Origin of the sequence: Pseudomonas edaphica, assembly GCF_965277385.1 — a bacterium.
In the GTDB taxonomy this organism is placed as follows: Bacteria; Pseudomonadota; Gammaproteobacteria; order Pseudomonadales; family Pseudomonadaceae; genus Aquipseudomonas; species Aquipseudomonas edaphica.
This window is the reverse complement of the sequence record NZ_OZ255725.1, coordinates 5,904,021-5,929,058: the sequence shown is the minus strand read 5'-3', so window position 1 is coordinate 5,929,058 and position 25,038 is coordinate 5,904,021. Positions and strand designations below refer to the sequence as shown.

Here is a 25,038-nt window from a genome sequence, read left to right as displayed (position 1 = left end):
TCAAGTATGCAAACTGATACTTTGAGAACAATTGAAGTCATCCACACACTTGGTCCCGCCGGCACCAATTGTGAAAAAGCCGCCAAGGAGTGGTATAAGCGCCAAGGTAGAGCGGGAACGGTTAAGCTCTATCAAACACTGGAACAAGCACTGGAAGAAATGCCAAGAACCCCTGCCAATGCGTTACTCGGCTGCATTGTTTATCCAGAACTGCACACATTGGTGTTCTCTAATTTAAACACCCTGACACTCTCCGATTGTTTTATTATGCCGACCTTCAACATGGTATTGGCGGCCAGACACCAAGGGCCGATCTGCTCAGTTGCAACCCATCCAGCCCCGCAACTGCTAGCCTCCGATGAATACGAGAAAACGATCGTAACCAGCAACTCGGAAGCCGCCATACAATGTTCCGCCGGTGCTGTAGATGCCTGCATTACGACACTGCCTTCCGCCACCCACTACAACCTGCATATCAAGGAAGACTTTGGTGAAGTGCCGATGGGCTTTTCAATACACACCGTCAAATAATTAATAGGTTCATGCTTTCGAAGGTGTTCGAAAGCATGAATGACGGCCGTCAGACTTTCTCAAACTCCACACTGCGTTTCTGATAAGCAGTGCCGGTGTAATAATAGAATGCAGCGTAACCTTCGGTGTGAAGACCTTCTAACTGGCGACGATGATTTTTTTGCTTTCTCAGTACGTTGACGACCGCGTACTGCTGTGCGGCCTGCGCGGCGAAACCATAAGCAGCCAGCGACTGAGCATTATCTTCAACGAAAACAATTGCACGCGCCTCGCCCTCCCCACCATTCAGATTTTCGGCTTCCAGGACCTCGCACAAGCGCTCAAAGCCGATGGAAAACCCGCAGGCAGCCACGTCGCGCCCCATCAGCCGGCCAATGACCCCGTCGTAGCGCCCGCCACCGGCAATAGAGAACGGAAAGTCCTTATAGGAAATTTCAAAGATCTGCCCGGTGTAATAACCCATGCCCCTGATTAGCGAAGGATCAAACAGTATTTGAAAATCCCCCTTCGACAACGCCCGCACGGTATCCATTACCACATTCAGCTCGTCTATCAGCCCGATAACATTTTCGGGCGGCGTACCCTTGAACACAGAGGTCATACCTTGGGGCGTTTCAATTTTCTGATTTAGAAAATCAATCAGGCGCTGAACCGCCACCGCGGAGTATCCGTTAAGTTCGGCCTGTACCCCCTCAATGCCGATTTTGTCCTGTTTATCCAGCGCTATCATAATGCTGGCAAAGTCACCGGGTGCAAATCCACACTCAACCAACAACGCCTCGATCAATTGGCGGTTATTGATACGAATAATAAAGTCCCGCAGCCCCACGCCGTTCAAACACCGCGCAGTGGTTCTGATCAAGTCAATTTCGGCGTTAATAGAAGGCTCGCCAATCACATCTATGTCGCATTGTACAAATTGACGGTAGCGACCTCGCTGAGGCCGCTCCGCACGCCAGACCGGCCCCGCCTGTATCGATTTGAAAGGCGTCGGCAGTTGCGAAATGTTGTTGGCATAAAACCGTGAAAGCGGAATCGTCAAATCAAACCGCATACCATACTCAGCGATATCCGATTCTTCCTGTGCATTAGCCACATCGAGTTTTTCGCCACGTTTCATCACTTTGAAGATGAGCTTTTCATTTTCCCCGCCCTGCCCTGCGAGCAACAGATCAAGGCTTTCGAGTACGGGCGTTTCTATCCGACGAAAACCACAGGCTTGATAAGCACCCAGGATCTTGTGAAGGGCAATGTCACGAAGCTGTGCCGCCGCGGGTAATATATCCCGCGTTCCACGCACCGGGTTAACGTTGACTTTCTTCATGATTCATCCTTTGTCCGTTACCAGGCCCGGCATCAAGGCTGCCAGGCTGTGGTCGTAACCGTTCAGAATAAAAAAATGGGTAGACGCCGACTTTCGACGAAAATTCGCGGCTTCCTGATACTCAGGTGAATCGTAAAAGTCCCGCGCAACTTGATAAGACTCAAATTCTAGAAGCACAATACGTGCAGGCGCGCTTTCACCTTCGTGAATTGTGTAATCCGTGCCCCTGGACAAAAATGTTCCACGGTATTTCTCCACGGCCTTTGGGGTGCGCGCGACATACTGCTTGAAGGTTTCCGGGTCATCGACGCTGATGATAGCCAGTACATAACCTTTTTGAACTTTAGCCATGAGTTACTCCTGTAAAAACACGCCCAACACGCAACAGTGAAACGTTGATCAGCCCTGCAGCCCGCGAAAAGCTGAATCAAATCCGCCCCAGGTCATGAACTACATTCCAAAGCCTTTCACCCGACGAAACTCTATCGAATATCACTTTTTCTTTCTGTTCTATTTCAAAGGCTCGCGTCAACACATCATTTATCAAGTCTTGCGGTACCACCACACAACCCGATGCGTCCGCCACGATCAAATCACCGGTTCTTATAGTGACCCCCAAAATACTGCACGCCGTTCCTGCTTCAGCCACTTTAAAATTACCCTGGGTATCAGCCGGGGTGAAATTTGTCGCCCAAACCGGCAGCTCCAGCTGTTTGATAACATGAGCATCCCTGATCGCGCCACCCAGAATGACGCCTTCGAATCCGCGTAACTGGAAGTCCGAAGCACTGAAACCGCCGGCCAGTGCGAGTTCCGTCAATAGACCATTATCGACGCCGCCAACATAAATTTTTCCACGCCCGCACGTTATCTCCGGTGCCAGGAAATTCTTTACATCGTCCCAAGTGGACGGTTGCGCGGCCATGATATCCCGCGGTTTGCGCACAGGTGACCAGCGTACGGTATAGGCGCTGCCGAATATCGGGCCGCGTACGTCGTTCATAGGCACTACGCGCGTGTCAATTACCCCCCAGACACCGAAGGTGTCCAATACATCGGCCAAGGTTGGCGTGTGAAGAAGTTGCATGCGAGGATCGTTAATCACAGGTCATTCCTTTAACGAAGTGGAATAAGAAGGCATCAAAGTATTCAAGCGCGGTTACCAACGCATGAGCGTTGCAGGTCGTTAATAAAGCGGTCTGCCAAGGGTGGCAAATCCTCTGCGACCATGACTGAGTAATGATCGCCTGGCACAATACTGACCCGCAGAGGGTTGTTACAAAGCGCTTGCAAGCGGCTCATGCGTTCGGAGAACGAGAACGTTGACCGGCTGTCCTGGGCTGCATAAAAAAACAAGCCTGACACGGGGCGGCTAGGCTGATATCGGCATAGCGCAATCCAGTTGGCAATATACAGGCGACGCAAAAAATCCATATCAATTGCATGCTGGCTGAGTACCGTAGCGTGGGCCTGCATATGCTCTTCAAATGAAGCCAACACTGTTTGGTAACCCGTATGCTGGGTTAAATCGGTTGAAGCCAAATCGAGTTGTCGATGTTCGGATAACAACCATTGATCCTGAGAAACAACAAAGTGGGAGTCGATCAAACCCAGAAACTCTACAGCGAACCCTTGGGCTTCAAGCAGTGTTGCCATGTGAAAGGCAATGACCCCGCCCATTGACCAGCCACCAAGGCGGTACGGACCGCTGGCTTGTACCTTCAGTAATTCGGTCACATAGCGTTGAGCCAACTGCTCCACACTTATCAACGAAGGCAGCCCATCCCCAGCCAATTCCGGACGTTGAAAACCCAGCACCGTCCATTCAGCGGGTAACCTCTCAACCAGATGGCGATAGCAGGTTACGTCGCCACCGGCAGGATGAACCAACGCCAATAACTGCGACGCCCGCCCTTGCTTCAACATGATCGGCGCAAAGATCGAAGGTTGAACGTAGCCCGCTGACGCGGCTTCGGCCAACTCCCCGTGCGCCGACCGGGCCTGCTGATCGTATTGGCGCTGCAGATAGGAGGCCATATCAACCAGCCGCGTGTGTTCAAACAAAACATCTATGGGCACCGCGATTTCAAACTCGCGCTTGATATGGCCTGCGAGCTTGATCACAAGCAGGGAATGGCCACCTAACGAAAAAAAGTCATCTTCCGGGCCGATCTCCTCAACCAACAGAAGCTTGCGCCAGATGGCCAGCAATTGTTGATCGACTTGAGGCCCGGGTTCACCCGCGACCGTATCGCGCGTAATCACTTGCTGTAATAACCGTGCGCGGTCGACTTTTGTATTGACCGTCAGCGGAAATTCTTTCAGATAAACAAATACCGTCGGCACCATGTGAACAGGCAGATCCTTTAGAAGCGTGCGCCTGAGTAGTCCATCATCAAGAGAAGCGCCATTGTCGGTAACGATGAACGCAACGAGGTATTGGTTCTCTTGGTCAACGAGTTTGACCCCGACAACGACGTCCTTCACACCAGCAATTTTACTCAACTTCGCTTCTATTTCTGCCGATTCGAGGCGATAACCACGGAGTTTCACTTGGTCATCATTACGGCCCATAAACTCGATTTGCCCATCGACTAAGTACCGAGCCAGATCGCCCGTCTTGTACATTCTGGCTTGTGCGACAGCACTGAACGGATCAGGCAGAAAATGCCGGGCAGTTAAGGACGATTTATTCAGGTATCCATGCGCGACGCCGCTGCCGCCGACGTATAACTCACCCGTCACGCCGAGGCCGACAGGATCGAGAAACTCGTCGAGGATATACGCAGCAGCCCCGCCGATGGCCTCGCCAATGGGGATGCTATTGGCGGTCAGGTCAACGGTTCGTACCTCATACCCCGTAGAAAACGTGGTGCATTCTGTCGGCCCGTACATGTACATCAGTCGCTTGGGCGGCTCGCTGCGCAGAATCATATCGATGAACTTCTGGTCGATCTTCTCCCCACCGAACAACAACGTGTCCAAATGTTTGAACGCCGCAGGATCGTGCGCGGCCGCATGGGAAACAACCGCAGACGTCAATACCGCATGGGTGATTCCATGCATGGAAAGTTGACCCGGCAACGTGCACGGGTCGTAGGCTGCGGCACCGTTGATAATGATCAGGCACGCACCATTCAACAGCGCCCCCCACAACTCGAATGTGGTGGCATCAAAAGAACTATTGGACAGCTGGGCGATCCTGGACGCTGGGGTTATAGAGGTATAGCCGCCCGATAAAACCAGGTTGATGATATTGCCGTGGGTTACCGCCACCCCCTTCGGGTGGCCGGTTGAACCCGAGGTATACATAACGTAAGCCAGACTCGATTGCGTGGCCGTCGACGCAGTGGAATAGACAAAGCCATTGTGCGAAGGCGTAAAAGGGCTGTCCAGATCCAAAACGGCTGTACTGAACTGCGTGGCTTTGGCGCTATGTTTACGCTGCGTAATCAGCACTGAGCTATTCGAGTCCCGAAACATGTAACTCAAACGTTCGAGTGGGTAATCTGGATCCAGGGGTACATAGCTGGCACCCAACCGAATGATCGCGAGTATCGCCACGATCAACTGGTCAGACCTGTCGAGGTACACCCCTACACGTTCACCAGGCGTTACGCCAAACGAACGAGAAAGCTCAGACGCGACTTCATCAACCCGCTCTCTAAGCCCGCCGTAGGTTAGCGTGACCCCGTCATGGATGACTGCCGGACGTGAAGAAAACTGTTCAACCGTTGCTTCAAACAACTGGCCCAACGAACCACTTACATCATGCTGAAAACGTTCCATAGTGCCCTTCTCCTTATCACACATCAGCAACACACCTGCCTTGCACTCCAACGGGTTGTCTGGGCTTATCAGGCATTGCTGTAACGCTCAAAACGCGGTCTACCGACCCGTCGGCCACCGCCAATGTTTCCAACACCTGCTCGAACTGCCGGATGAGCGATTGAATGGTCGATGGTAAAAACAAGCCTTTTTTATATTCCACATAACCACACAGTTTGCCCGCGGACATAAACGTGTTAACGACCAGGTCAAACCTTGCCACTTCGCTGCTCTGATACGACACTTCAATATCAATGTCCGCCATTCGGCTGAGTTCCGGCTCTCTTGTCTGAAACCCGAACATTGCTTGAATCAACGGCGCACATCCCGGCACGCGTACCGGACTCAATGCCTGAACCAATACATTAAAGGGAAGCTCGGCATGATCAAATGACTCAGCGACATTTGAACTAACGGACTTGAAGTACTCCGCGTAGGTCATGCCTTCCTCGATTACCGTACGCAGCACAATGGTATTGACGAATAACCCGATTGTGTTTTCAAACTCCTCACGCGTGCGGTTTGTAACAGGTGTACCGATCACTATGTCCCGATCGCCCGTCCATTCACTGAGTACAATATTAAACGCGGCATAGAGCAGCATGAACATTGTCAATTGTTGGTTTTTGCAAATGTTCTGCAAAGGCCCAACCAGCGCATTCGATAAGTTGAACGTCTCAACTGCGCCGTGGTAGACGGCACTGAGTGGGCGCTTGAAGTCCAAAGGCATATTCAGCGAAGACGGCGCGTTGTGCAGATGTTTTTTCCAAAAAGCCAGCTGTACTGATGACTCTTCACTTTCGACCCATCGCCGTTGCCACAGGGCAAAATCGGTATATTGCGGCACGTGCAGGGGTACGTTTGCCTGGCGTTCGTCAGCGCGCGCCTCATAAATATCACGCAGTTGTCTCAGAAATAGACCTGTAGAAAGTCCATCAAAGATCATATGATGAAGATTGATCACTAGAACATGGCCTACATCACTCTGTTTGATCAGGTGCAAACGAAATAGCGGCACACTTGACATGTTGAAAGGCGTTCTCGCTTCTTGCTGGATTATTCTCGACGTTTCCTGCTGCCTTTTTTCCGCGTCGAGATGCTCCACCGACGTAACCATCATGCCTATATCAATGTGCGGCACGATATGTTGAATGAGTTGATCATCCACCAGACGGATCGCTGTGCGTAATATTTCGTGCCGTTGCGCCAAACGGTTAAAACTGTCACGCAGTCGCTGCTGATCCAAGGCGCCGTTGAGAGTAAGCACCATAGGTATATTATAAGACGCGGCCTCAGGGGTGAGCTGTTCCAATAACCAAAGCCGTTCTTGTGCAAAAGATAACGGAACCAACAGCGGTCGGGTGGCCGGTTCCAAGGGGACGCCGTCTGCCAAGCCCTGAGTGACATCAACTAGCGCTATATAGTCAGCCATGCGCTGAAGCGTTCTAAGGCTGAATACCTGCGCGACCGGGAGTTTTACTTGAAACGCCTTCGCGACATGGTTGGTCAACTTTATCGCCAGTAGCGAATGCCCGCCCAAATCAAAAAAGTCGTCGTCGGCCCTTACGCTATCGAGGCATAGCACCCTTTGCCAAATTTCAGCGAGTGGCTGGGCGATACCTGTCAGCTGGACCGGTTCAACCGGGGCTGCATGGCTATCCTGTCGTTGCGAGAGTGCAACCCGATCCGTTTTATTACTGACGTTAAGTGGCAAGGCCGGCAGCATGAACATTTGACTGGGTACCATATAAACAGGCAGCCATTCCAACAGCTGTTGCTTGACCAGCATAAGGTCCAACACAGCGCTATTCCTGGGCACTACATAGGCGACCATACGATCAATGCCGCCGTCCGTTTTAATGACGACAACGGCATCCATAATCCTGTCTATTTTCTTCAGGGCGGCTTCGACTTCGCCCAACTCAATTCGATACCCCCGCAATTTCACTTGCAGATCACTTCGACCGACGTACTCGATATGCCCGTCGCGATCGAATTTGGCCAAATCGCCCGTTTGATAAAGACGCGAACCTGCAACTGCAGAAAACGGATTCGGCAAGAACCGGCCGGCGGTCAACCCGGGCCGCTTCAGGTACCCATAGCTCAGCACTTGGCCGGCAATATATAACTCGCCCACTGCGCCAACCGGCAGATGATTCAAGTCTTCGTCCAGAATGTACACCTGAGCGTTGGCCGATGAGTTGCCAATGGAGGGCGCGCACGACTTTTGGATAGGACTGAAACAACAATGCACGGTTGCTTCAGTTGGCCCATACACATTAAAAGCCTTCAACCCGGGCGTCGACGCCAGCCGTTCCCACAGCACACTATCAATACGCTCCCCGCCTAATATCAGGACAGACGGCAAGCAAGCGGGTTCATCGGCCGCCTCCACCAGGTCCAGGTAAACCGAGCAGGTTGATGGCGTCAGATTGAATACGTCGAGTTGATAATCCCGTGTGAAATCGACCAATAACTGCATATTGGCGCGAACATCCTCGGGGATAATGCAACTGGTCGCGCCTTGGCACATGAACAGCAGTTGCCGCACAGAGGCATCAAAAGCAGGCGACGCCAATGACGCCATCCGCGATCCTGCAATGGGCGTACCGTCTAACAGTTGCGCCAATCCGGCGGAAAAACTCAGGACCTGCTTATGGCTGACCAAGACACCTTTGGGCTGCCCAGTGGAGCCGGAAGTGTAAATGCAGTAGGCAACCTGTCCCGGAGCGACATCGATATCAGGTGCTCCATACGTCCTGCTCAGGGCGAACAGGTCCTCATCCCCCAATACAAGTTTTGGCGTGTCAATATCCACCAAGGCGGGCAGATACATCTGTTGGGTGACAATCAGCCTGGGGCACGCATCTTCAAGGATGCTAGCAATCCTCCCGCCAGGTAAATTAATGTCGATAGGCAGGTAGCCGCTGCCGGTTTTCATTATGGCCAACTGGCAAAGCGGGACCTCAGGTGAGGACGCTAGAAAGAAGGCAACCAGGTCACCAGGTTTCACCCCGCTGTTAATCAGTCGTCTGGCAATCAAGTTCGAACCGTTGTCGAGCTGTGCAAAACTGATCGCTCTTTTTTTATACAACAGCGCCAGATGCTCCGGGTGGCGGTGCGCATAGCTGGCAAACAGTTCATGGACCGTCGCATCGCTAACTTGCGCGTATTGCGCCACAGGAACAATGACCGAAGGCTGCGCAAATAGCCCGGCTGAGCCTACAGCAACAGGCAACTGGGGAGCACTAGCCGCAAGGGACAGCAATGTAAAAAAATCACCGCCAATACGCTTAACAAAGCACTCAGTAAACAAGGCAGAGTTGTACTCGATCCACATTTTGTGCTTGCCGTCGCGCACGAAGATACCGAAATTCAAATCATTAAAATGTGCCGCGCGAGTATGGTATTCAGGATGAACGCTTACCGTGCCGACCACCCGCTGCTCGGGTTCGGCCTGATAGATCATCATTGCTCGATAAAAAGGTGACTGGCCTTCAATCCGTTCTGGACGCAACTGTTCGACCAGTTGGTCAAAAGGGTAATCCTGGTTCGAATAAGCCGCCATGACCTGCGCCCTGACTTCATTGATCAGTGTCAGAAATGACCAATCGCCGCGCAGCCTCAAACGGATAACCAATGTATTGACAAAACAACCTATGACACCTTCGTACTCTTCCCGATTTCTATTTGCCACCGGGGTACCAATACAAATATCTTTTTCGCCTGTGTATCGATACAAGATAATAAAAAACGTCGTCAGCAATACCACGAACGGGGTTATTTTATGTTGTCGACTAAACGCACTGACCGTATCCATAAGGCCCGCTGGAAACTCAACTTCCAGTGTATTGCCGTGCGGGCCGTTGTCGGCTGCGCCACTGTTGTCGGCAGGCAGATTCAACGTCGTCGGCGCCGCTTGCAGCGTGTGTCGCCAGAACGCCAGTTGCGCACGGGCCTCAGCACTGTTTAACCAGGCGCGCTGCTGCAGTGCAAACTCGGCGTATTGCAGGGGAAGCTCGGGGCTCGAGACCGAGGTAGCGCCTCGATGGTCGTGATAGTACGCCATCAAGTCCTCGACCAGTAGATTGCCCGACCAGCCATCGAATACCGCGTGATGAACATTGATAAGTAATTTGGATTGCGTGCTTGAATACTGAATCAATAGCGCTCGAAACAACGGAGGTTGCGCCAGGTCAAAGGGTGTGTCCACGTCAGCCTGGATGATTTTGCGGCCGATGGCTGGCCGGTCCTGTGGTGCAATCTCAGACAGGTCATGAAACTGCACCGGAACCTCGAATGGGGCATACACCACTTGAACCGGCTTATCGAGTTCAAATTTAATGGCGCTACGCAACACTTCATGTCGCTGGACGATCTCATTTAACGCGCACTGCAAAACAGTCAATTCAAGCGTGCCCTCAATGCTTAATACCAAGGGGATGTTTGACGAACAATCCAGTGGATTCAGCTTATGTGAAAACAAAAAGCGGTCTTGACTGTAAGAGGTTAGGGTCGTTTTTTCCACGACGAACGCCGCGTGCTGTTTATGGGTCTCATCGGTCATCAGCGTGTTCCCTCACTATTCGAATACGGGTAAACCTCATGCTCTGAATACACGGCTCAGACCTGCATGTTTGCTTCCACTAAGGCGTCGGAGAAGTTCGCCCTCAAGTAGTTTGCCATGCCGCTGATAGTCGGCTGCTCAAAGGTCGAACCTATATATAGCGTGCGGCCAATCTTCTTCTGGATTCGGTTGAGCACCATGATCGCTTTTATAGAGCTCCCGCCCAGTTCGAAAAAGTCCTGGGAGGGTTCGGTAATTTCAACCTTCAAAATGCTCTGCCAAAGCGTGGAGAGATAGGTTTCCAGTGATTCTTGTCGACTCTCGTCGCCATCCGCACTGGCTCGAGCAGCCTGCGCCACGGCCATTTGCGTCAGCGTTTGATAATCGATTTTACGATTGGGCAGCCGAGGGAGAACATCCATCAACATCACGGTCGAGGGTATGGCATGGGCCGGCATTATCAACTTGAGTGAGCGGATGAACTCAGCGACTGGATGATCTGCGCAAATAAATAATTGGATATTTCCAGCGCTTTTGTCGGCCACCACCGCTGCTGCTTCATGCACTCCCGCAATGCAAACAGCCTTATCTTCCAGCTCAGCCAAGGAGACTCGGTAGCCACTTATTTTCAGTTGACGATCAGACCGGCCTAGATAATCGAGTGCTCCCGATGCCGTGCGCGATACCCTGTCCCCTGTGCGATACAACCGGCTACCGTTTTCGGAAAATGGGTTGGGTATGAAACGAGTTGCCGTTTCACGTGCGTCATTGAGGTAGCCGATCGCCAACGTTTCCCCGCCGATATACAGCTCACCTTCGATTCCCGGCGGCAATTCATTCAGGTGCTCATCGAGGATGTACACACTGTTGTTGGCGTGCGCATACCCTATTGAAACATTGACCTCAGACTCTTCGGCATTGGCCCGGTTTACCGTGCTCCAGACGGTCCCTTCGGTTGGACCATACTCATTGAATACTGCTAACCCATCCCGTTGGTGACACAAGGCGTTCACCAAAGATTTTTCCAGCGTTTCCCCTGCACAGATTACACGCTGAAGACCTTTTGAACGGCGTGCAATGGAGTCGGCTTCAACCAAAAGTTTTACATAGGAGGGCAGTGTCAGCAGTGATGTAACAGCCTGCGCTTCAATGGCCTCCAGAGTAAGGTTGACGTCTTTCTCACTCCCTGCGACTGGGAGGAACAGCGCTTCACCCGCAAACAAACTGCCGTAGATGACGCCAATAGAACTATCAAAGCTGATAGAGGCAATCAGCATATTCCTGACGTTGTCCTGGGCTGCGCCGTAGTATTGGACTCGCCCGTGTGTGGACTTAAGCAGGGCCGAAACAGATACCCCTACCGCCTTTCGCTTGCCGGTACTCCCGGAGGTGAAAATCACATAGGCCATCCGGTCTTTTGTAACCGGCAAGAAGTCCCCCACACCGATGATTTTGCTGTCAAGCAGCTCTCGAATTTTCAGCAGAGTTTGAGTGTGAGATAACTGTTGCGCAGTGGGATAAGTCACGTCATCCGCGACGATATAACTGACGCCTGATTCAGTGAGATAGTCGCGCAGCACATCAAGTGGGTAGGCAGGATCGAGCGGCACGTAACAGGCGCCGGTACAGAGCGTCGCCAGCATTAACAACACCGGATCGATATCGCACTGGCAGTAGATCGCTACGACCGATCCGGGTCGCACCCCATGATGTTTCAGCGCATCCGCAAGGTGCATCACACTGTGCCACAGCTGTTCGTAGGTGAGCTGTCGGCTGACGTTGTATAGGGCTAGCCGAGGTGCATAAGTTGCGCACAAGCCGTAGAGTTCAGCCTTGAAATCCGGAACGTTTTGCAGGCCTCCTTTTTTTCCTGCGATCGTTTTCTGTGCATCAATGACAGGCAGGGAGTACAGCGGCGAATCCAGCTCGCTGAGCATCTTGCCCAAAAAGAAGTCGAATACGTCGCTGATGGCCTCCAACAGGTTTTCTTTGCCGGCGGCCTGTGCGCACTCGATGACAATCTCTTTGCCCGAACTCTCCAACGTGGCACATATAGACTCAGGCGCCTGCGATAAGTGGTTTGCCCCACTCTTGATCGCAAGAGTCGTCATGACGCTTGCAGGCACATCGTCGCGCTGGTGGTGGATCAGCTCTTTAAACGCGAAGAGCGCTGCCTTGACGGTAAGACCCGCTTGCACCGTCACGGCACGGCATTGGCTGCCCTTCGCATACACGCCGACGCAGGGGTTCTCATGCTCTGAAAAACGCCAATGTAACTGAGTTAACGCGACAGCCCCTACGCAGAGCATAAGCTCTTCATTGCCTTGGGTGATCAACACTAATCGATCGTAGGTTCCGGCACTGACGACAATCCGTTTTTTGAAAAACATCGGCTTATTCCCTTGGCAGACTCGGCTTAGTTATTACTGCGCTGCAATTGCGTCGTTGCGGAGAGAACAACGACAATCCCCAACAGCAAGAAACTGATAAGCAAGATCCCAACAAGCGCGAAAAGATCGTTTTTGAAGTGAAGCAACGACGCGCCCATGATTGAAGCAAACGGCATCACTCCCGACATCATTAGTCTCGATGCCGACTGGACCCTGCCCAATGCGAAAGACGGTGTTTGTATTTGTCGCTCACTCAGCGAGGAGATCATGTGTACGGAAGCGGCGTAATTCATCGACACAAACACTGCACACACCATGACAACCGGGTAGATGCCCGTGATATTGAGCGATATCAGCACCCCCCCCGCCACAACCGGGGCAAACATGCTGGCAATAATGGCGTGTTTGAATGAAACAAACTTGAGCATGTACCGTGAACTGAGCGATCCTGCCAGAAAGGCTGCTCCACCGGCTGACACACAACCGCCGACGTCAACAGCCGATAAAGACAAAACCTGAGTGGAATACACCAATACATAGCTGATGATTGTTTCGGCAATAAAATTCCATAGGCAAGCCGTCAGAATAAGCCAACGCAAATTTCTGTTAGAAAAAATCAGCAATATCCCCTCACGTACATCGCCGACCAAGGAGGCAGTCGAAACGGCTGCGGCTACGTTCGTCCCCCGTACCACACGCAGTCCCGAAAACAAGAGGACCGCCAGCAAGAATGCACCCGCCTGCAATAACATGCTGTAGCCTGCCCCCCACCAAGACAACGCTGTGCCTGCCATCAATGGCGCCAGCAATTTAGCCACTGACTGGCTGGAGATCAGCGTAGAGTTCAGGTTGAGAAAATGCTGCTTTTCGACCAACAACGGCACAATCGCTGCGCTGGCGGTATCGGTTACCAGTTTTATGGTGCCAATCATGAAGGTCAGTAACATCAACATTCCCACACCGGCATGCCCGCACAACATCAAAACAGCAAAAAGCACTGCACTTGCGAACCCCAGGAGGTTGAACAAACGAAGTATCAACGGCAGGTACACTCTGTCCAGAAGCGCACCGACAAATAAGCCGATGAGAAAGACTGGCAAAAACCGTGTGGCCAACACCATCCCGGTCTGCGTCGTGGTCAAGTTCAAATAAGCACTTGCCAACACCGGCACAGCGACCTGCATGAATTCCACGCCTAACGCTGTCGACGCGAAGCCTCCCACCAGACTGATATGACTCTTATTCAACAGCGGTTTCCCCTTTCAAACACGAATCAGCCTTAACCGTTAGCCTTGCAATTGGTCCATCCAATACAAAACTTTGGACTCAATACCCTCGGCAGCGCACATGCCTACAAAGTGGCGAGCCTCGCGGTTTTGCGCAGCATTCGGATCCGTATTTGAACCCGTGATATGCGAAATCCACGGCTCGGCGCCCATCGCGTAGACATACGCTGCTGTTGGGCGGATTCGCTTGACCAAGTCAAAGGCCTTATGTGAGTTGGAACCGTTTATGCGCCGATTCTTTCCGCGGGCATGATCCAGCGGCGTAGAGTACAGAGCGCCGTACAACCAACGATACGGAGCGCCGACTGAATCCATGCCAATGAACAGTGCGTCCACGTGGCCGATTTGTTTCAATGTCGCGTCATACAACTCAGGATTCAACACGTCGGAGTCAGCCAGGAACATTCCGCAAAACTGATTGACGTTGACGCAATAACCGAGTTTTGTCTGAATACTCAGGTCGCCGTGCTCGCCAAAAAAAGGTATGCCCATGATTCGCGCTGGACCATATTCGAAGTGCTCAAGTTCTCCAAGCTCACTGACATTGTCAAAGCCGATCGCTTCTAACATCAACTTCAATGACGGGTCCTGCAAAAAACCACCGCCACTTCTAGGTACAATAATCTTTTGTATCTTATGCCGTAACTGCAACAAGGTTTCGAAAACCACATGATCCTGATGCGCATGGGTGATCAAAACGATATCAATCACCTCCGGCAAGTCCGAAAAATCATAACGTTTTTGCGCCCCTTCTACATAGGGACTGACGCAGGGGTCTGTCATGATAGACACCCCCTGAGCCTGAATCAGTACCGTTGCATGCCCGAAATACCTGATGGTTAGACCTTCAGCTGATACAGCCTCGCCCGGGGGCGGCGGTTGCTCAGTAAAGCACTTTATAACCTCATTTTTTTTGACATCACCCCAACTGTCCCACGGCAGCGATGCGACCAGATGGTCCAGTTCAACCGCACGACTGCGGGCACCTGATAATGTGTCTATCAGCGTATCGGAGTGCGCCACGTTCAGATTCAACGTACCCTGATCCAACTTAGGCGTGTTCAGTGAAAACGGTTTAACTTCCTGCGTAACAGTGCCTAACTTCAGGCTTTGCAAGGCAGGGTCATAGAAGTCGCTTTTGTACATTAAGCGCTCTATGAACCTGATCGACGGACTGTGGTTGAGGTCATACACCAACTCCACCATGCCGCGAATGCCCGTCGGCAATTGATTGTAAAGGTTAACCAGTGTGTAGCCGTCCTGAACCTTCATCAACTGCTCAACCTGCTCGATCATTGCAGCCAGATTCAGCAACGGAGCCAGCGCGTCTTGCGACTCATTGTAAAAGCGCTCCAGCCGCGCATAGCCGCAACTACCATTTATAAATGGGCCGGCGCGCATGGCTGGGTTTTCAATGGCCGCAGCGTGCAGTTCAGGCTCTTCGAGAAATGAAGCAATCATCGGCAAATAATGATTTTTCAAATACAGTGCCGCGCTATGGGGTGGAATCAGCACGGGCCAGGAAAACCAACGATTGAACAACGGTTCAACGGTAATTGATGGCTTTAAATACACACGGGTCATTTTTCATCCTTGAATATACAGGGCACGCATCGCACTGCGGCACGCGTCATTCTCTGCACCTTTCAGTGCCAGCACGCATCAGGCGTTTCGAATGGAACGAGGAAGAATATCGACCCAAACGCCTTCTATATAATTGAGCGCGCTTTCCTTCGTGCCGCAGAACCCCGCCTTTCGCCACCCGGCCGGTAGTTCTTTTTCGACAAACCAGATTGAGTATTGATCTTCATCATTCACAACCACTTCGTATTGACGCTCATCTTGCGTTGACATAGACGCTCCTTACTCAAAGCTGAAACAGGGTGCAGCCATGGCCGCCACTGTCGATTCGGTGCTCAGCACGGGCATTTCCCGCCATTCTGTTAATGTCCGCCACTGGGGGTCATCAAGATAGAGTTTGGGCAGGTGCAATGTGACTCGCGCGTTACCTTGGTCAACCACAATAAGCCCCAACGACTTATGGTAAGCCGCGACATTATTGAGGTAGTACGTTTCAACATCCTCAGCACTTTGCTCTTCGCCTTGCATCAACATGACACAGCCCAGGGGGATCTCTGTCAGGCCGACACCGCACAAGTCCACACCGGCGTGGTAGTCACGAAGCAGATATAAACCTGGTAACGACGACAGTGCATCGAACTTTTGATCGGTCGAGGGCGCCTCTACGCCCTCCAGCATCGGGGCGCTCACGTAGGGGATGGGTACGCCGGCCTTTGGCTGACTTGTGCAATCGACGACTACATTGAGTCCATCGAAAGTGCCTGTAACGGCCATGCAATGTTCGAGCAGTTGTGCCAGCGAAACATCGGAAGAAGTCGAAAACACCCTGCTAAAGCTGGGAAGCTCGCGAGTGGTGTTCGCACCCCATGCGGTAGTGCGCTGGGAGAGACGCTTGAGATAGTTGGCCCATCGAACCAGCTCACTGTCCAGCGTCTGCGCCTCGAATCGCAATGACCCAATAGAAAGCGCATCACCCGTTAGAACACTGACCATGTTTTGATAGGCGGCTCGCCCTACATCCGGGGAGTTTTTACTCAATAGTTTTTGCTTCAAGCCGTCGTTGAAATATTCAAGGTAGGCATGGATTTTTCCGAGCGTCATGCCCTTTCGCTGCAAATAATAAAGGCTCCACGGTTCAAAGCCATTCTGTGGCAGCCAGGTACTGCCGGTGACACACAAGAACATTTTCTCGACATAATAGGCCGCTTCCATCGAATCCATAGTTCGGTGCTGCCATTGGAAGGCCTGGCCAGACAAGTCATAGTCCTGGCCTTTTTTATAAATAGGCGTAATGGGATCCGCATACCACACCTGAGCTCGAAAGAAGTCTGGTTTTGCGTCGTTCAAAAAGTCGATACTTTCTTGCACCGTTCTTCTGTCCTCACCCGGAAACCCGATGATGACCGAGGCATACGTCACGATGCCCAACTCCCGGCACTTCTTGATCACTCGCCGGTAGTGTTCTGGGCGACTATTTTTCGCCATATTGATCAATATATCGGTGCTGCCGGACTCCACCCCTAGAAATACGCCATCGCAGCCGCTAGCGGCCATCAACTCAAGCGCTTCATCATCCACATGGTCGCTGCGCAGGTAGCTATTCCATCGAAATTGATAGTTGTTTTTTATCATCATCCGCAGCATGTCTTTGAAGCGCCCTTTGGGCACATTGAACGTATCATCGATAAAGGTGATGGTGCTGACACCACCGATATCACGAATCGCGTTCAACTCTCTTTCCACGTACTCAACTGGCAAATACTTGTATTTACCCGCACGCTCCGGAAAACCACAAAAAGCACAAGCAAAGGGGCAGGACTTGGCCGTTCGTACCGTTACAAACTCGCCGATATCTTTTTTATCAAAGAGGCTGTAATCCACCATATTCTCTTCGAGGCTGTTACCTTCAGCAACAATAGTATTGACCTTGAACCCTGCGGCTGTCTGATAACCAATATTATCCAAGTGCTGATACTCGGCACCACTTTTAAGTGCCGAGATGAGTTTCACCAGTGTTTCTTCACCTTCAGCACCAAAGATGTAGATATCGGCACCTAACATCTCCAAATGCTCTGCGAGCGCCGCCTTGTCGAGAATTTTTGGCAAGTCTGCCAAGTAAGGCCCCCCAATGACGATCGTCGCCTTCGGATCATACCGCCTGACAAAGTCGACAATTTCCATGATCGGCTGGGGAGTGACGTACACCGTGGTGGTAATAGCCACCGTCCTGACGTCTTGTTGAATGAGACTCGCCTTAAGTTTTTCACGGTCTTGGTGAAACAATCGAACATAGTCAAAACTGATGCCGCGCTTGTTCAGGTAAGTGCCGAGGTAGGTAATAACGGGCCAGAGAAAGTCTGAGTTATTTAACTCGGCACCTTCAATTTTCAACGAGGCGGCATGCTTGTTCAGAACATCCAGTGCCCTGAGCCTTGTGCCTTCATAGGTGAGAAAGGACAGATTACTGTCTCGGTAGGAAACACCGGTTTTCCCCCCGACTTCAAGCGCTTCTATGTAATCATCAAAGCTATAATCATTAAAACCTACAATCATGCAATCCGTTGCCATCCGAACTCTCCGCCCGCGCTAACATCCATTTCATTACCAACTCATGCCAAAAACTTAACATATGTTTATCGACAGAAATACCCTTTTACAATTTTTTTATCGCACCAAAAAAGAGCAAAATATAACTTTTTTGCGCTGGAGGCGTAAGGGAAAACCGGAATGAAACGCTTGATAAATCACGCTAAATTATTGTTTTTTATAGAATTCACTGGACATAATGAGCCACGACCTTACCCTCGCCACATGATTTGCACTGTTTTGGTGCCATTCACAAATCGCATTATGCAAAATTTAAATACAACTTATTTGTTGCAAATAAAAATCAACAGAAAATCAAAAAATGGCGTTATACAGTTACTCTGGCGCAGAGGGATCAGCCCTCCAGAGCAAAGACAAGGACTGAACGCACACAATGGATAACCGAATGCCGCTATCGACGAGAAGGATTGAGTTCAAACAGCAGGGTCTACCCGAGGTATTGAACTATGTGGAGGCGCCTTGCGCGGCGCCGGAGCCCTATCAAGTGCAAGTGTGCAACAAGGCGATCGGTGTAAATTTTATCGACACCTACTTTCGCAGCGGGCTGTATAACGTTCCGGACTTCCCTTCGAGGCTGGGGTCTGAAGGAGCGGGTATAGTCCACTCGGTCGGGAAGGCAGTGACTCGTTTCAAACCGGGAGATCGTGTCGCCTATGCGACCGGCCCACTCGGAGCGTACAGCGAGTTACATACATTGCCCGAAGATAATCTGGTTCATTTGCCCGACTACATCAGTTTTGAAGACGCAGCTGCTGTTATGCTCAAGGGCCTTACCGTGCAATACCTATTCCGCCAGACCTATCGGCTCACGGCAGGGGAAGTTGTTTTATTTCATGCCGCTGCTGGGGGTGTCGGCGCAATTGCTTGCCAATGGGCCAACGCTTTGGGGGTTAAACTTATCGGAACTGTCAGTTCTCACAAGAAAGCCGACATCGCTCGGTCGGCAGGCGCTTGGGCAACGATTGTTTACCGAGAGCAAGACGTTGTCGCACGCGTATTGTCACTGACAGACGGCCGAAAATGCCCGGTTGTCTATGACGGCGTAGGCAAGGACACATGGGAAACGTCACTGTCTTGCCTGGCGCCGCGCGGCCTGTTGGTCAGCTTTGGCAATGCCTCTGGAGCCGTGGAGGGTGTTGCGCTGAGTTCGCTGGCTGAAAGAGGATCACTCTATGTGACGCGCCCAGGCCTGCCTGCTTACGCAAATAACGCCACAAACCTGCAAACAATGGCTGACGAGCTGTTTTCGATGATTCGCCAGGGCCATATCAAGGTGAATATTCACCAACGTTATACATTGAAGGATGCCCGCTTCGCACATGAGGCACTCAGCGCGCAATTGACCACCGGCTCGACGATATTGTTGCCGTAACCCTGGGTTTACTGCACGTGTGATGCGCACAAGACCCTGTCTGCATGCGGAGTCTTCAGAGGTCAAAGCGCCTAGGTCTCTCGAACCTGCCCGCATGCTCACGCCGCCATAAGTTTTACGCCGCTGTCCGATAATCTGAACAGGGTTTGCCTGCAGCCGCCGCCCCTGGAGAGGGGAAGGTACGCGTGGCGAGTAATATCCTGAGGCGCCTTTAAACCAAATCGTGCGACTTCGCTACTCGCTACACTTGCGACCAACTTGCCATCAATTAAAAAATCAATCGTGTGCAGACGCCCAAACCAGTCTTTACCTTCTGAAAACGCGGCTGGCGGGCAGAGGCTCAGCCTTGTCCGCCGATATTAGCGAGGTGGAACACCCCGCCAGCATCGCCACCGCTAGAGACGTTGTCAAAATCCGCATATTGACGCCTCTATCACTGGACCGCTAAAACTGAAAACCTGCATGATTTTTTCCGTGGCCCAACGCTCGCAACTCATGACTTGTTCATTCCAGACACCGGCATGAATACCGTAACTATAACGTAGCGACATGACGTGGATAACTCATTGGCTCGAACGATAACGAGCAACCGCCACTCACACGCTTGAACGCCCGCAGAATATTTAAGGTTATTTCAATACGTTATATATCATATTTAATTTTTAAATAATACTAAACGCATTACTCCTTTATAAAGATGAACACAACAAGAAAACAACGAACATGTGATAAGCCGATAGCACTCCACACTCAATGGATACGAAGGAATGTAAACTTATGACTGTCTCAACGAAAAATCTTGTTAATCCAACTACCTCTTCGGCAAGCTTCCAAACCAGTGATGACTTCCAAAGCCTCCTGAGTTTTTCACATGCGTATGATCGAGGAGGATTTTATATAAATGGCAAGCCGTCTTACACTGTTGCGCAGGCCGCTGATGAAATAACCCGAGGCGGTTACTATTGGGGCGACAATGACCATAACGGCAAATACAATTTCACCTACAGTTTTCTGGCCTCAGAAAGTAAATCTTACGCCGCCGAGAAAGTTTCTGGCTTCGTCGCTTTCAACGCACAACAGAAGTCCCAGGCAGCACTTTCGTTTCAATCCTGGTCGGATGTCGCCAACATTTCCTTCCGTGAGTCTACAAGCGGAGGCGACGCCCATATATCCTTGGGCAACTACAGCAATGATCTGCAGCATGGCGGTGCCCGGTCGGCGTTTGCGTTCTACCCAAACAATAGCGGAAACAGCGACGCATTATTTTATACCAATAAAAGCTACCAAGAGAACTTAACGCCAGCGAACGGCAATTACGGGCGTCAAACGTTAACCCATGAAATTGGTCACACGCTGGGACTGCAACACCCAGGCGCGTACGATGCCAGCGTGGGTCAGCCATCCTATTCGGATGCGAAATATGCCGAAGATACACACGGGTATTCCGTGATGAGTTACTGGAGCGAGAGCAACACCGGTCAAAACTTCAGTAAAGGCGCAGGCGAAGCCTATGCAGCCGGCCCACTGATCGACGACATTGCCGCGATCCAGAAGCTCTACGGCGCCAACTACGCCACCCGCGCCGGCGATACCACTTACGGGTTCAACTCCAATACCGGGCGTGATTTCTACAGCGCCACCTCCAATGCCGACAAGCTGGTGTTCTCGGTTTGGGACGGTGGCGGCAACGACACCCTGGACTTCTCCGGCTTCACCCAGAACCAGAAGATCAACCTCAATGAAGGCTCGTTCTCCGACGTTGGCGGACTAGTGGGCAACGTATCCATCGCCAAAGGCGTTACCCTCGAGAACGCTTTTGGTGGCGCAGGCAACGACCTGATCATTGGCAACAACGCCGCCAACATCATTAAAGGCGGTGCCGGCAACGACATCATCTACGGCGGTGGCGGTGCGGACCAACTGTGGGGCGGCGCCGGCAACGACACCTTTGTGTATGGCGCCAGTTCCGACTCCAAGCCGGGGGCGGCGGACAAGATTTTTGACTTCATCTCAGGATCCGACAAGATCGACCTGTCGGGCATTACCAAAGGTGCGGGCTTGAGCTTCGTCAATGCATTCACCGGGCATACCGGCGATGCTGTGCTGAGCTATGCCTCGGCTACCAACCTGGGCACCTTGGCGGTGGACTTCTCCGGGCACGGCGTGGCGGACTTCCTCGTCACCACCGTCGGCCAGGCAGCCATCAGCGACATCGTGGCGTGATGTAAAGCGCGGCGCTCTAGCGCCGCGCTCCATGACGGAGCAGAAGCTGCTGCGCCTCTCTCAATTGATCGCCGGTGGTTCACAGGTGTTGTTCGTGTTGGCAGGAGCCTACGTAATTGTGGGGCCAGACGTGATTCGGCCTTTAGACTAATTATCGTAGAAGTACCACATTACAGATACCACTGTGGCAACCCATCCTAGGGTAAGCAAAAATGATAGACCTGCGAGCCGCTTATCCATGGTGCCCTATCAAAAGTCAGATGAACGCAATACGAACGCCTCCCGTCAGAGTAGTTCAGTGTTCTCAGTGTGCGATGGCGCATGCCTGACACACCCGCTGGCAATCAGTCCCTGGTCAACAGCGTTGGTGATTACCATAGTTCAATAAGGGAGACCTTCAGGAACCTTTTGCACAATCTGGAATCAGTGCTGCTTGCTTTTACATCAATCAGTTAGCGAGCGCCCCGCATGATCCTGAGAAACACCTTACTGTGCATTGCGCTTGTCGCCGCCGGCTTCCTTACCGGGTATGCAGCGAAACCCACCCTTGAGCTTCAAGTAACAGCCGGCCAACTCATAGAGTGCGGCCGGGTAATCATGCCGACTCTTGGTATGTAAGTGTTATCTCTGCATCAGAAAACTTGACCTTATCCCCGACCATCGTCCAAGACCAGGCGGTCGAACTGCCGATAAGCCACGCTCCCGTTCCTCATGGTCATCCCAGGCGCTAGCAACAAAGGCTGGCTAGGTGGGGGCTCATCCAATCGCAAGCGGGTCTTCAGCCCTGGCTTGGTTACGCTGTGCGTTTTCGTGGCTTTGGTTGAGCTGGTATCGCTGAACCACTTCTATGGTGTGCGAGGATGAGGTGAAGGCGGTACGCTTATATCTTGTTACAACCATTCGCCCGCAGGCACCGCCCGCAAAGAACTTCAAACTTTTGGACGAGTCCCAATGCCAGGCGTGCTTTAAACCGTGAGCGCCTGCTGACAACCCATAGAGGTTCACAAAATGAAAATGACACTGCCCGCCCTATTGTTGGGCGTCCTCATTTCGCAAGGAGCGATGGCTGCCGGAGATGGCACAGCCGCCCTTGGAGGCGGCGTTGGTGGTGCACTTGGCAACATCGTAGGTCAACAGCTCGGCGGCTCAACGGGCGCGGCGGTAGGCGCAGGCGTAGGTGGCGCCGCCGGCAGTGCTGTCGGTGCTCAAAAAGGCAATAGGGCGGAAGCTGCATTGGGTGGAGGAATCGGCTCGGCGGGTGGCTCATTGATTGGTAATCGCCTCGGCGGTACAACCGGCTCGACTATCGGTGCAGGTCTCGGCGGCGCGGCAGGTGGCGCGCTGGGAAACAACCTGGCGGACGATGAGAGCAATCATCGATCAGATGGTAGAAAGCACAAAGGCAACAACAAGCATAAACACAAGAACAAGCATCGTTAGTTTCTGACGCTGTTATATCGAAGCCCGGCCCAGCGCCGGGTTTCTGGTTTCTGGCAATCACCTTACTGGCATTTGTCTGCACACAGGCTGTATCAGGCGAGAACGTCAAGGCAATCGCGACGTCCTACTGAGCGCAACCTTTCACATCCCTTTCACACTCGGGCGCTTATGGTTACCCCAGCTCCTAGAGAACATCCCTTTAAGCCCGCTACTCCCCATCGCGGGCTTTTCTTTGTCTGCGATTTGGAGGGCCGAGACTCGCCCTCGCCGCCTTAGCCGACGACCGCTATACACGCCCACCTTCAAAATGACACGATAACGCCTCGCCTTCGCAAGTAGGAATACGGGATGTTCAGTCACGTAACCGTTGGGACAAACGATCTTGATAAAGCGTCTACCTTCTATGACGCAGTGCTGATCCCCCTGGGGCTCTGCCGTAGGCCTGTAACCCCTGATGGCGGGCCACCTTCGGCATGCTGGATAAAACCAGATAGCGCTCTCCCGCGCTTTTATGTGTACAGCCCCTATGACCGTAATGAAGCCGGTGCAGGGAATGGCAGCATGGTGGCTTTCACTGCACCCTCTCCAAATGCGGTAGATACCGCCTATGCAGCTGGGCTTCTCGCGGGTGGATCTGATGAAGGTGAACCTGGCCAACGCCCTCACTATGGTGACGGTTACTATGGTGCGTACCTGCGTGATCCGGATGGCAACAAGGTGCATATCGCTCATCGTGGCGATTTGCATGTGGCGGGATAGGCGCAGCTCACAGTATTGGCTTGAAGCTCGCCATTGCGCGGGCTTTTGTTGTCCGTGCACCCTATCCCTCAGAGGTGGGCTGTAGGCCACGGATTGTCACAGAGGGTGTCCGACAGGTTATCAGACCCTAAGCTGGTGGCTGAACCAAACCCCAGAAACGCAAAAGCCCCGCTTTCGCGAGGCTTTCGTGTAAATCTTGGCGGGAAACCAGGGATTCGAACCCTGGAGACGCTATTAACGTCCGCCGGTTTTCAAGACCGGTGCATTCAACCACTCTGCCAATTTCCCTTTTGCTTCACAGGATTATGATAGCCCATCCCGTGTCAGCGGGCGCCATAATACCCGAATGAAACACACTGTCAAACTCTTGCCATGGCTTGTTACAGAGCGTCTGTTATGATCCTTGCGACTGAATGTTTCAAAACTGAAGGAGTGTCGCCATGCGCGAACAGAATTACGCACTGAATGGTAACGCGCAGGCTGAGCAGCTTGAAGTCAGCCGCGTGTTGCGCAACACCTACGGCTTGCTCGCCCTTACCCTCGCGTTCAGCGGCGTAATGGCGTATGTGGCGCAGCAGATGCGCGTTGGCTACCCGAATATCTTTGTCGTGCTGATTGGTTTCTACGGTCTGTTCTTCCTGACCAACAAGCTGCGCGACTCGGCCTGGGGCTTGGTGTCGGCGTTTGCCTTGACCGGTTTCATGGGCTTTATCCTTGGCCCGATCCTCAACCGTTACCTCGGCATGGCCGGCGGCGCGGAAGTGGTCAGTTCGGCATTTGCCATGACGGCCCTGGTATTTGGTGGTTTGTCGGCCTACGTGCTGATCAGCCGTAAGGACATGAGCTTCCTGGGTGGCTTCATTACCGCAGGCTTCTTCGTGTTGCTGGCGGCAGTGGTTGCCGGCATGTTCTTCCAGATCAGCGGCTTGCAGCTGGCGATCAGCGCGGGTTTTGTGCTGTTCTCCTCCGTGTGCATCCTGTTCCAGACCAGCGCCATCATCCACGGCGGTGAGCGCAACTACATCATGGCGACCATCAGCCTGTATGTATCGATCTACAACCTGTTCATCAGCCTGTTGCAGATCTTCGGCATCATGAGCCGCGATGACTGATTGCTAACGCAATAAAAA

At 52.3% G+C, this 25,038-nt stretch carries 16 protein-coding genes and 1 tRNA gene; 6 read left to right on the top strand and 11 right to left on the bottom strand.

The genetic code is table 11. The annotated features are described in order from the left end of the window. Positions 1–6: 6 nt before the first annotated feature. On the top strand, positions 7–531 hold the full coding sequence (locus ACQY47_RS27060) for a hypothetical protein (RefSeq protein WP_428553433.1): 525 nt from the start codon (positions 7–9) through the stop codon (positions 529–531). Positions 532–580: 49 nt separating this feature from the next. Here ACQY47_RS27060 and ACQY47_RS27055 read toward each other — a convergent pair whose 3' ends face one another. The 10 genes from ACQY47_RS27055 to ACQY47_RS27010 form a co-directional block, all read right to left on the bottom strand. Next, positions 581–1,855 carry a histidine--tRNA ligase gene (locus tag ACQY47_RS27055; protein WP_428553430.1) on the bottom strand — a complete coding sequence of 425 codons (1,275 nt, stop codon included), beginning with the start codon at positions 1,853–1,855 and terminating at the stop codon, positions 581–583. Positions 1,856–1,858: 3 nt separating this feature from the next. Beyond that, positions 1,859–2,206, bottom strand: a complete 348-nt coding sequence (locus ACQY47_RS27050) for a DUF1330 domain-containing protein (RefSeq protein WP_428553427.1) — start codon at positions 2,204–2,206, stop codon at positions 1,859–1,861. Between the two features lie 76 nt (positions 2,207–2,282). Beyond that, positions 2,283–2,942, bottom strand: coding sequence for an RraA family protein (locus ACQY47_RS27045; protein WP_428553424.1), 660 nt, complete (start codon positions 2,940–2,942; stop codon positions 2,283–2,285). Positions 2,943–3,004: 62 nt separating this feature from the next. Further along, positions 3,005–5,644: an amino acid adenylation domain-containing protein gene (locus tag ACQY47_RS27040; RefSeq protein ID WP_428553421.1), complete on the bottom strand. Its 2,640-nt coding sequence runs from the start codon at positions 5,642–5,644 to the stop codon at positions 3,005–3,007. A gap of 16 nt (positions 5,645–5,660) precedes the next feature. Beyond that, the gene (locus ACQY47_RS27035; protein WP_428553418.1) at positions 5,661–10,250 is read right to left on the bottom strand and encodes an amino acid adenylation domain-containing protein; all 4,590 of its coding nucleotides are present in this window, start codon (positions 10,248–10,250) and stop codon (positions 5,661–5,663) included. A gap of 56 nt (positions 10,251–10,306) precedes the next feature. Further along, positions 10,307–12,640, bottom strand: a complete 2,334-nt coding sequence (locus tag ACQY47_RS27030) for a non-ribosomal peptide synthetase (protein WP_428553415.1) — start codon at positions 12,638–12,640, stop codon at positions 10,307–10,309. Positions 12,641–12,666: 26 nt separating this feature from the next. After that, positions 12,667–13,887, bottom strand: coding sequence for an MFS transporter (locus ACQY47_RS27025; protein WP_428553412.1), 1,221 nt, complete (start codon positions 13,885–13,887; stop codon positions 12,667–12,669). A 39-nt stretch (positions 13,888–13,926) separates the two neighbouring features. Next, entirely contained in the window at positions 13,927–15,510 is a 1,584-nt protein-coding gene (locus ACQY47_RS27020) for an MBL fold metallo-hydrolase (protein ID WP_428553409.1), read from the bottom strand. Between the two features lie 78 nt (positions 15,511–15,588). After that, entirely contained in the window at positions 15,589–15,780 is a 192-nt protein-coding gene (locus ACQY47_RS27015; protein ID WP_428553406.1) for an MbtH family protein, read from the bottom strand. Positions 15,781–15,789: 9 nt separating this feature from the next. Beyond that, entirely contained in the window at positions 15,790–18,075 is a 2,286-nt protein-coding gene (locus ACQY47_RS27010; RefSeq protein WP_428553403.1) for a PhpK family radical SAM P-methyltransferase, read from the bottom strand. A gap of 424 nt (positions 18,076–18,499) precedes the next feature. On the opposite strand from ACQY47_RS27010, the gene ACQY47_RS27005 reads away from it, so the two are divergent. The 4 genes from ACQY47_RS27005 to ACQY47_RS26990 all read left to right on the top strand — a co-directional run bounded on the left by ACQY47_RS27005 (position 18,500) and on the right by ACQY47_RS26990 (position 23,908). After that, positions 18,500–19,486, top strand: a complete 987-nt coding sequence (locus ACQY47_RS27005; RefSeq protein WP_428553400.1) for an NADPH:quinone reductase — start codon at positions 18,500–18,502, stop codon at positions 19,484–19,486. 777 nt (positions 19,487–20,263) lie between these two features. Continuing rightward, positions 20,264–21,709, top strand: a complete 1,446-nt coding sequence (locus ACQY47_RS27000) for a serralysin family metalloprotease (protein WP_428553397.1) — start codon at positions 20,264–20,266, stop codon at positions 21,707–21,709. 1,008 nt (positions 21,710–22,717) lie between these two features. After that, the gene (locus ACQY47_RS26995) at positions 22,718–23,149 is read left to right on the top strand and encodes a hypothetical protein (RefSeq protein ID WP_428553394.1); all 432 of its coding nucleotides are present in this window, start codon (positions 22,718–22,720) and stop codon (positions 23,147–23,149) included. A 348-nt stretch (positions 23,150–23,497) separates the two neighbouring features. Then, positions 23,498–23,908, top strand: coding sequence for a VOC family protein (locus tag ACQY47_RS26990; RefSeq protein WP_428553391.1), 411 nt, complete (start codon positions 23,498–23,500; stop codon positions 23,906–23,908). Positions 23,909–24,105: 197 nt separating this feature from the next. Here the strand turns inward: ACQY47_RS26990 and ACQY47_RS26985 are convergent. Next, positions 24,106–24,196 (bottom strand) — tRNA-Ser (locus ACQY47_RS26985). Between the two features lie 152 nt (positions 24,197–24,348). Here ACQY47_RS26985 and ACQY47_RS26980 point away from each other — a divergent pair. Further along, a complete protein-coding gene (locus ACQY47_RS26980; RefSeq protein ID WP_058419884.1) occupies positions 24,349–25,020 on the top strand; it encodes a Bax inhibitor-1/YccA family protein in 672 nt (223 codons plus the stop codon). Positions 25,021–25,038 lie beyond the last annotated feature (18 nt).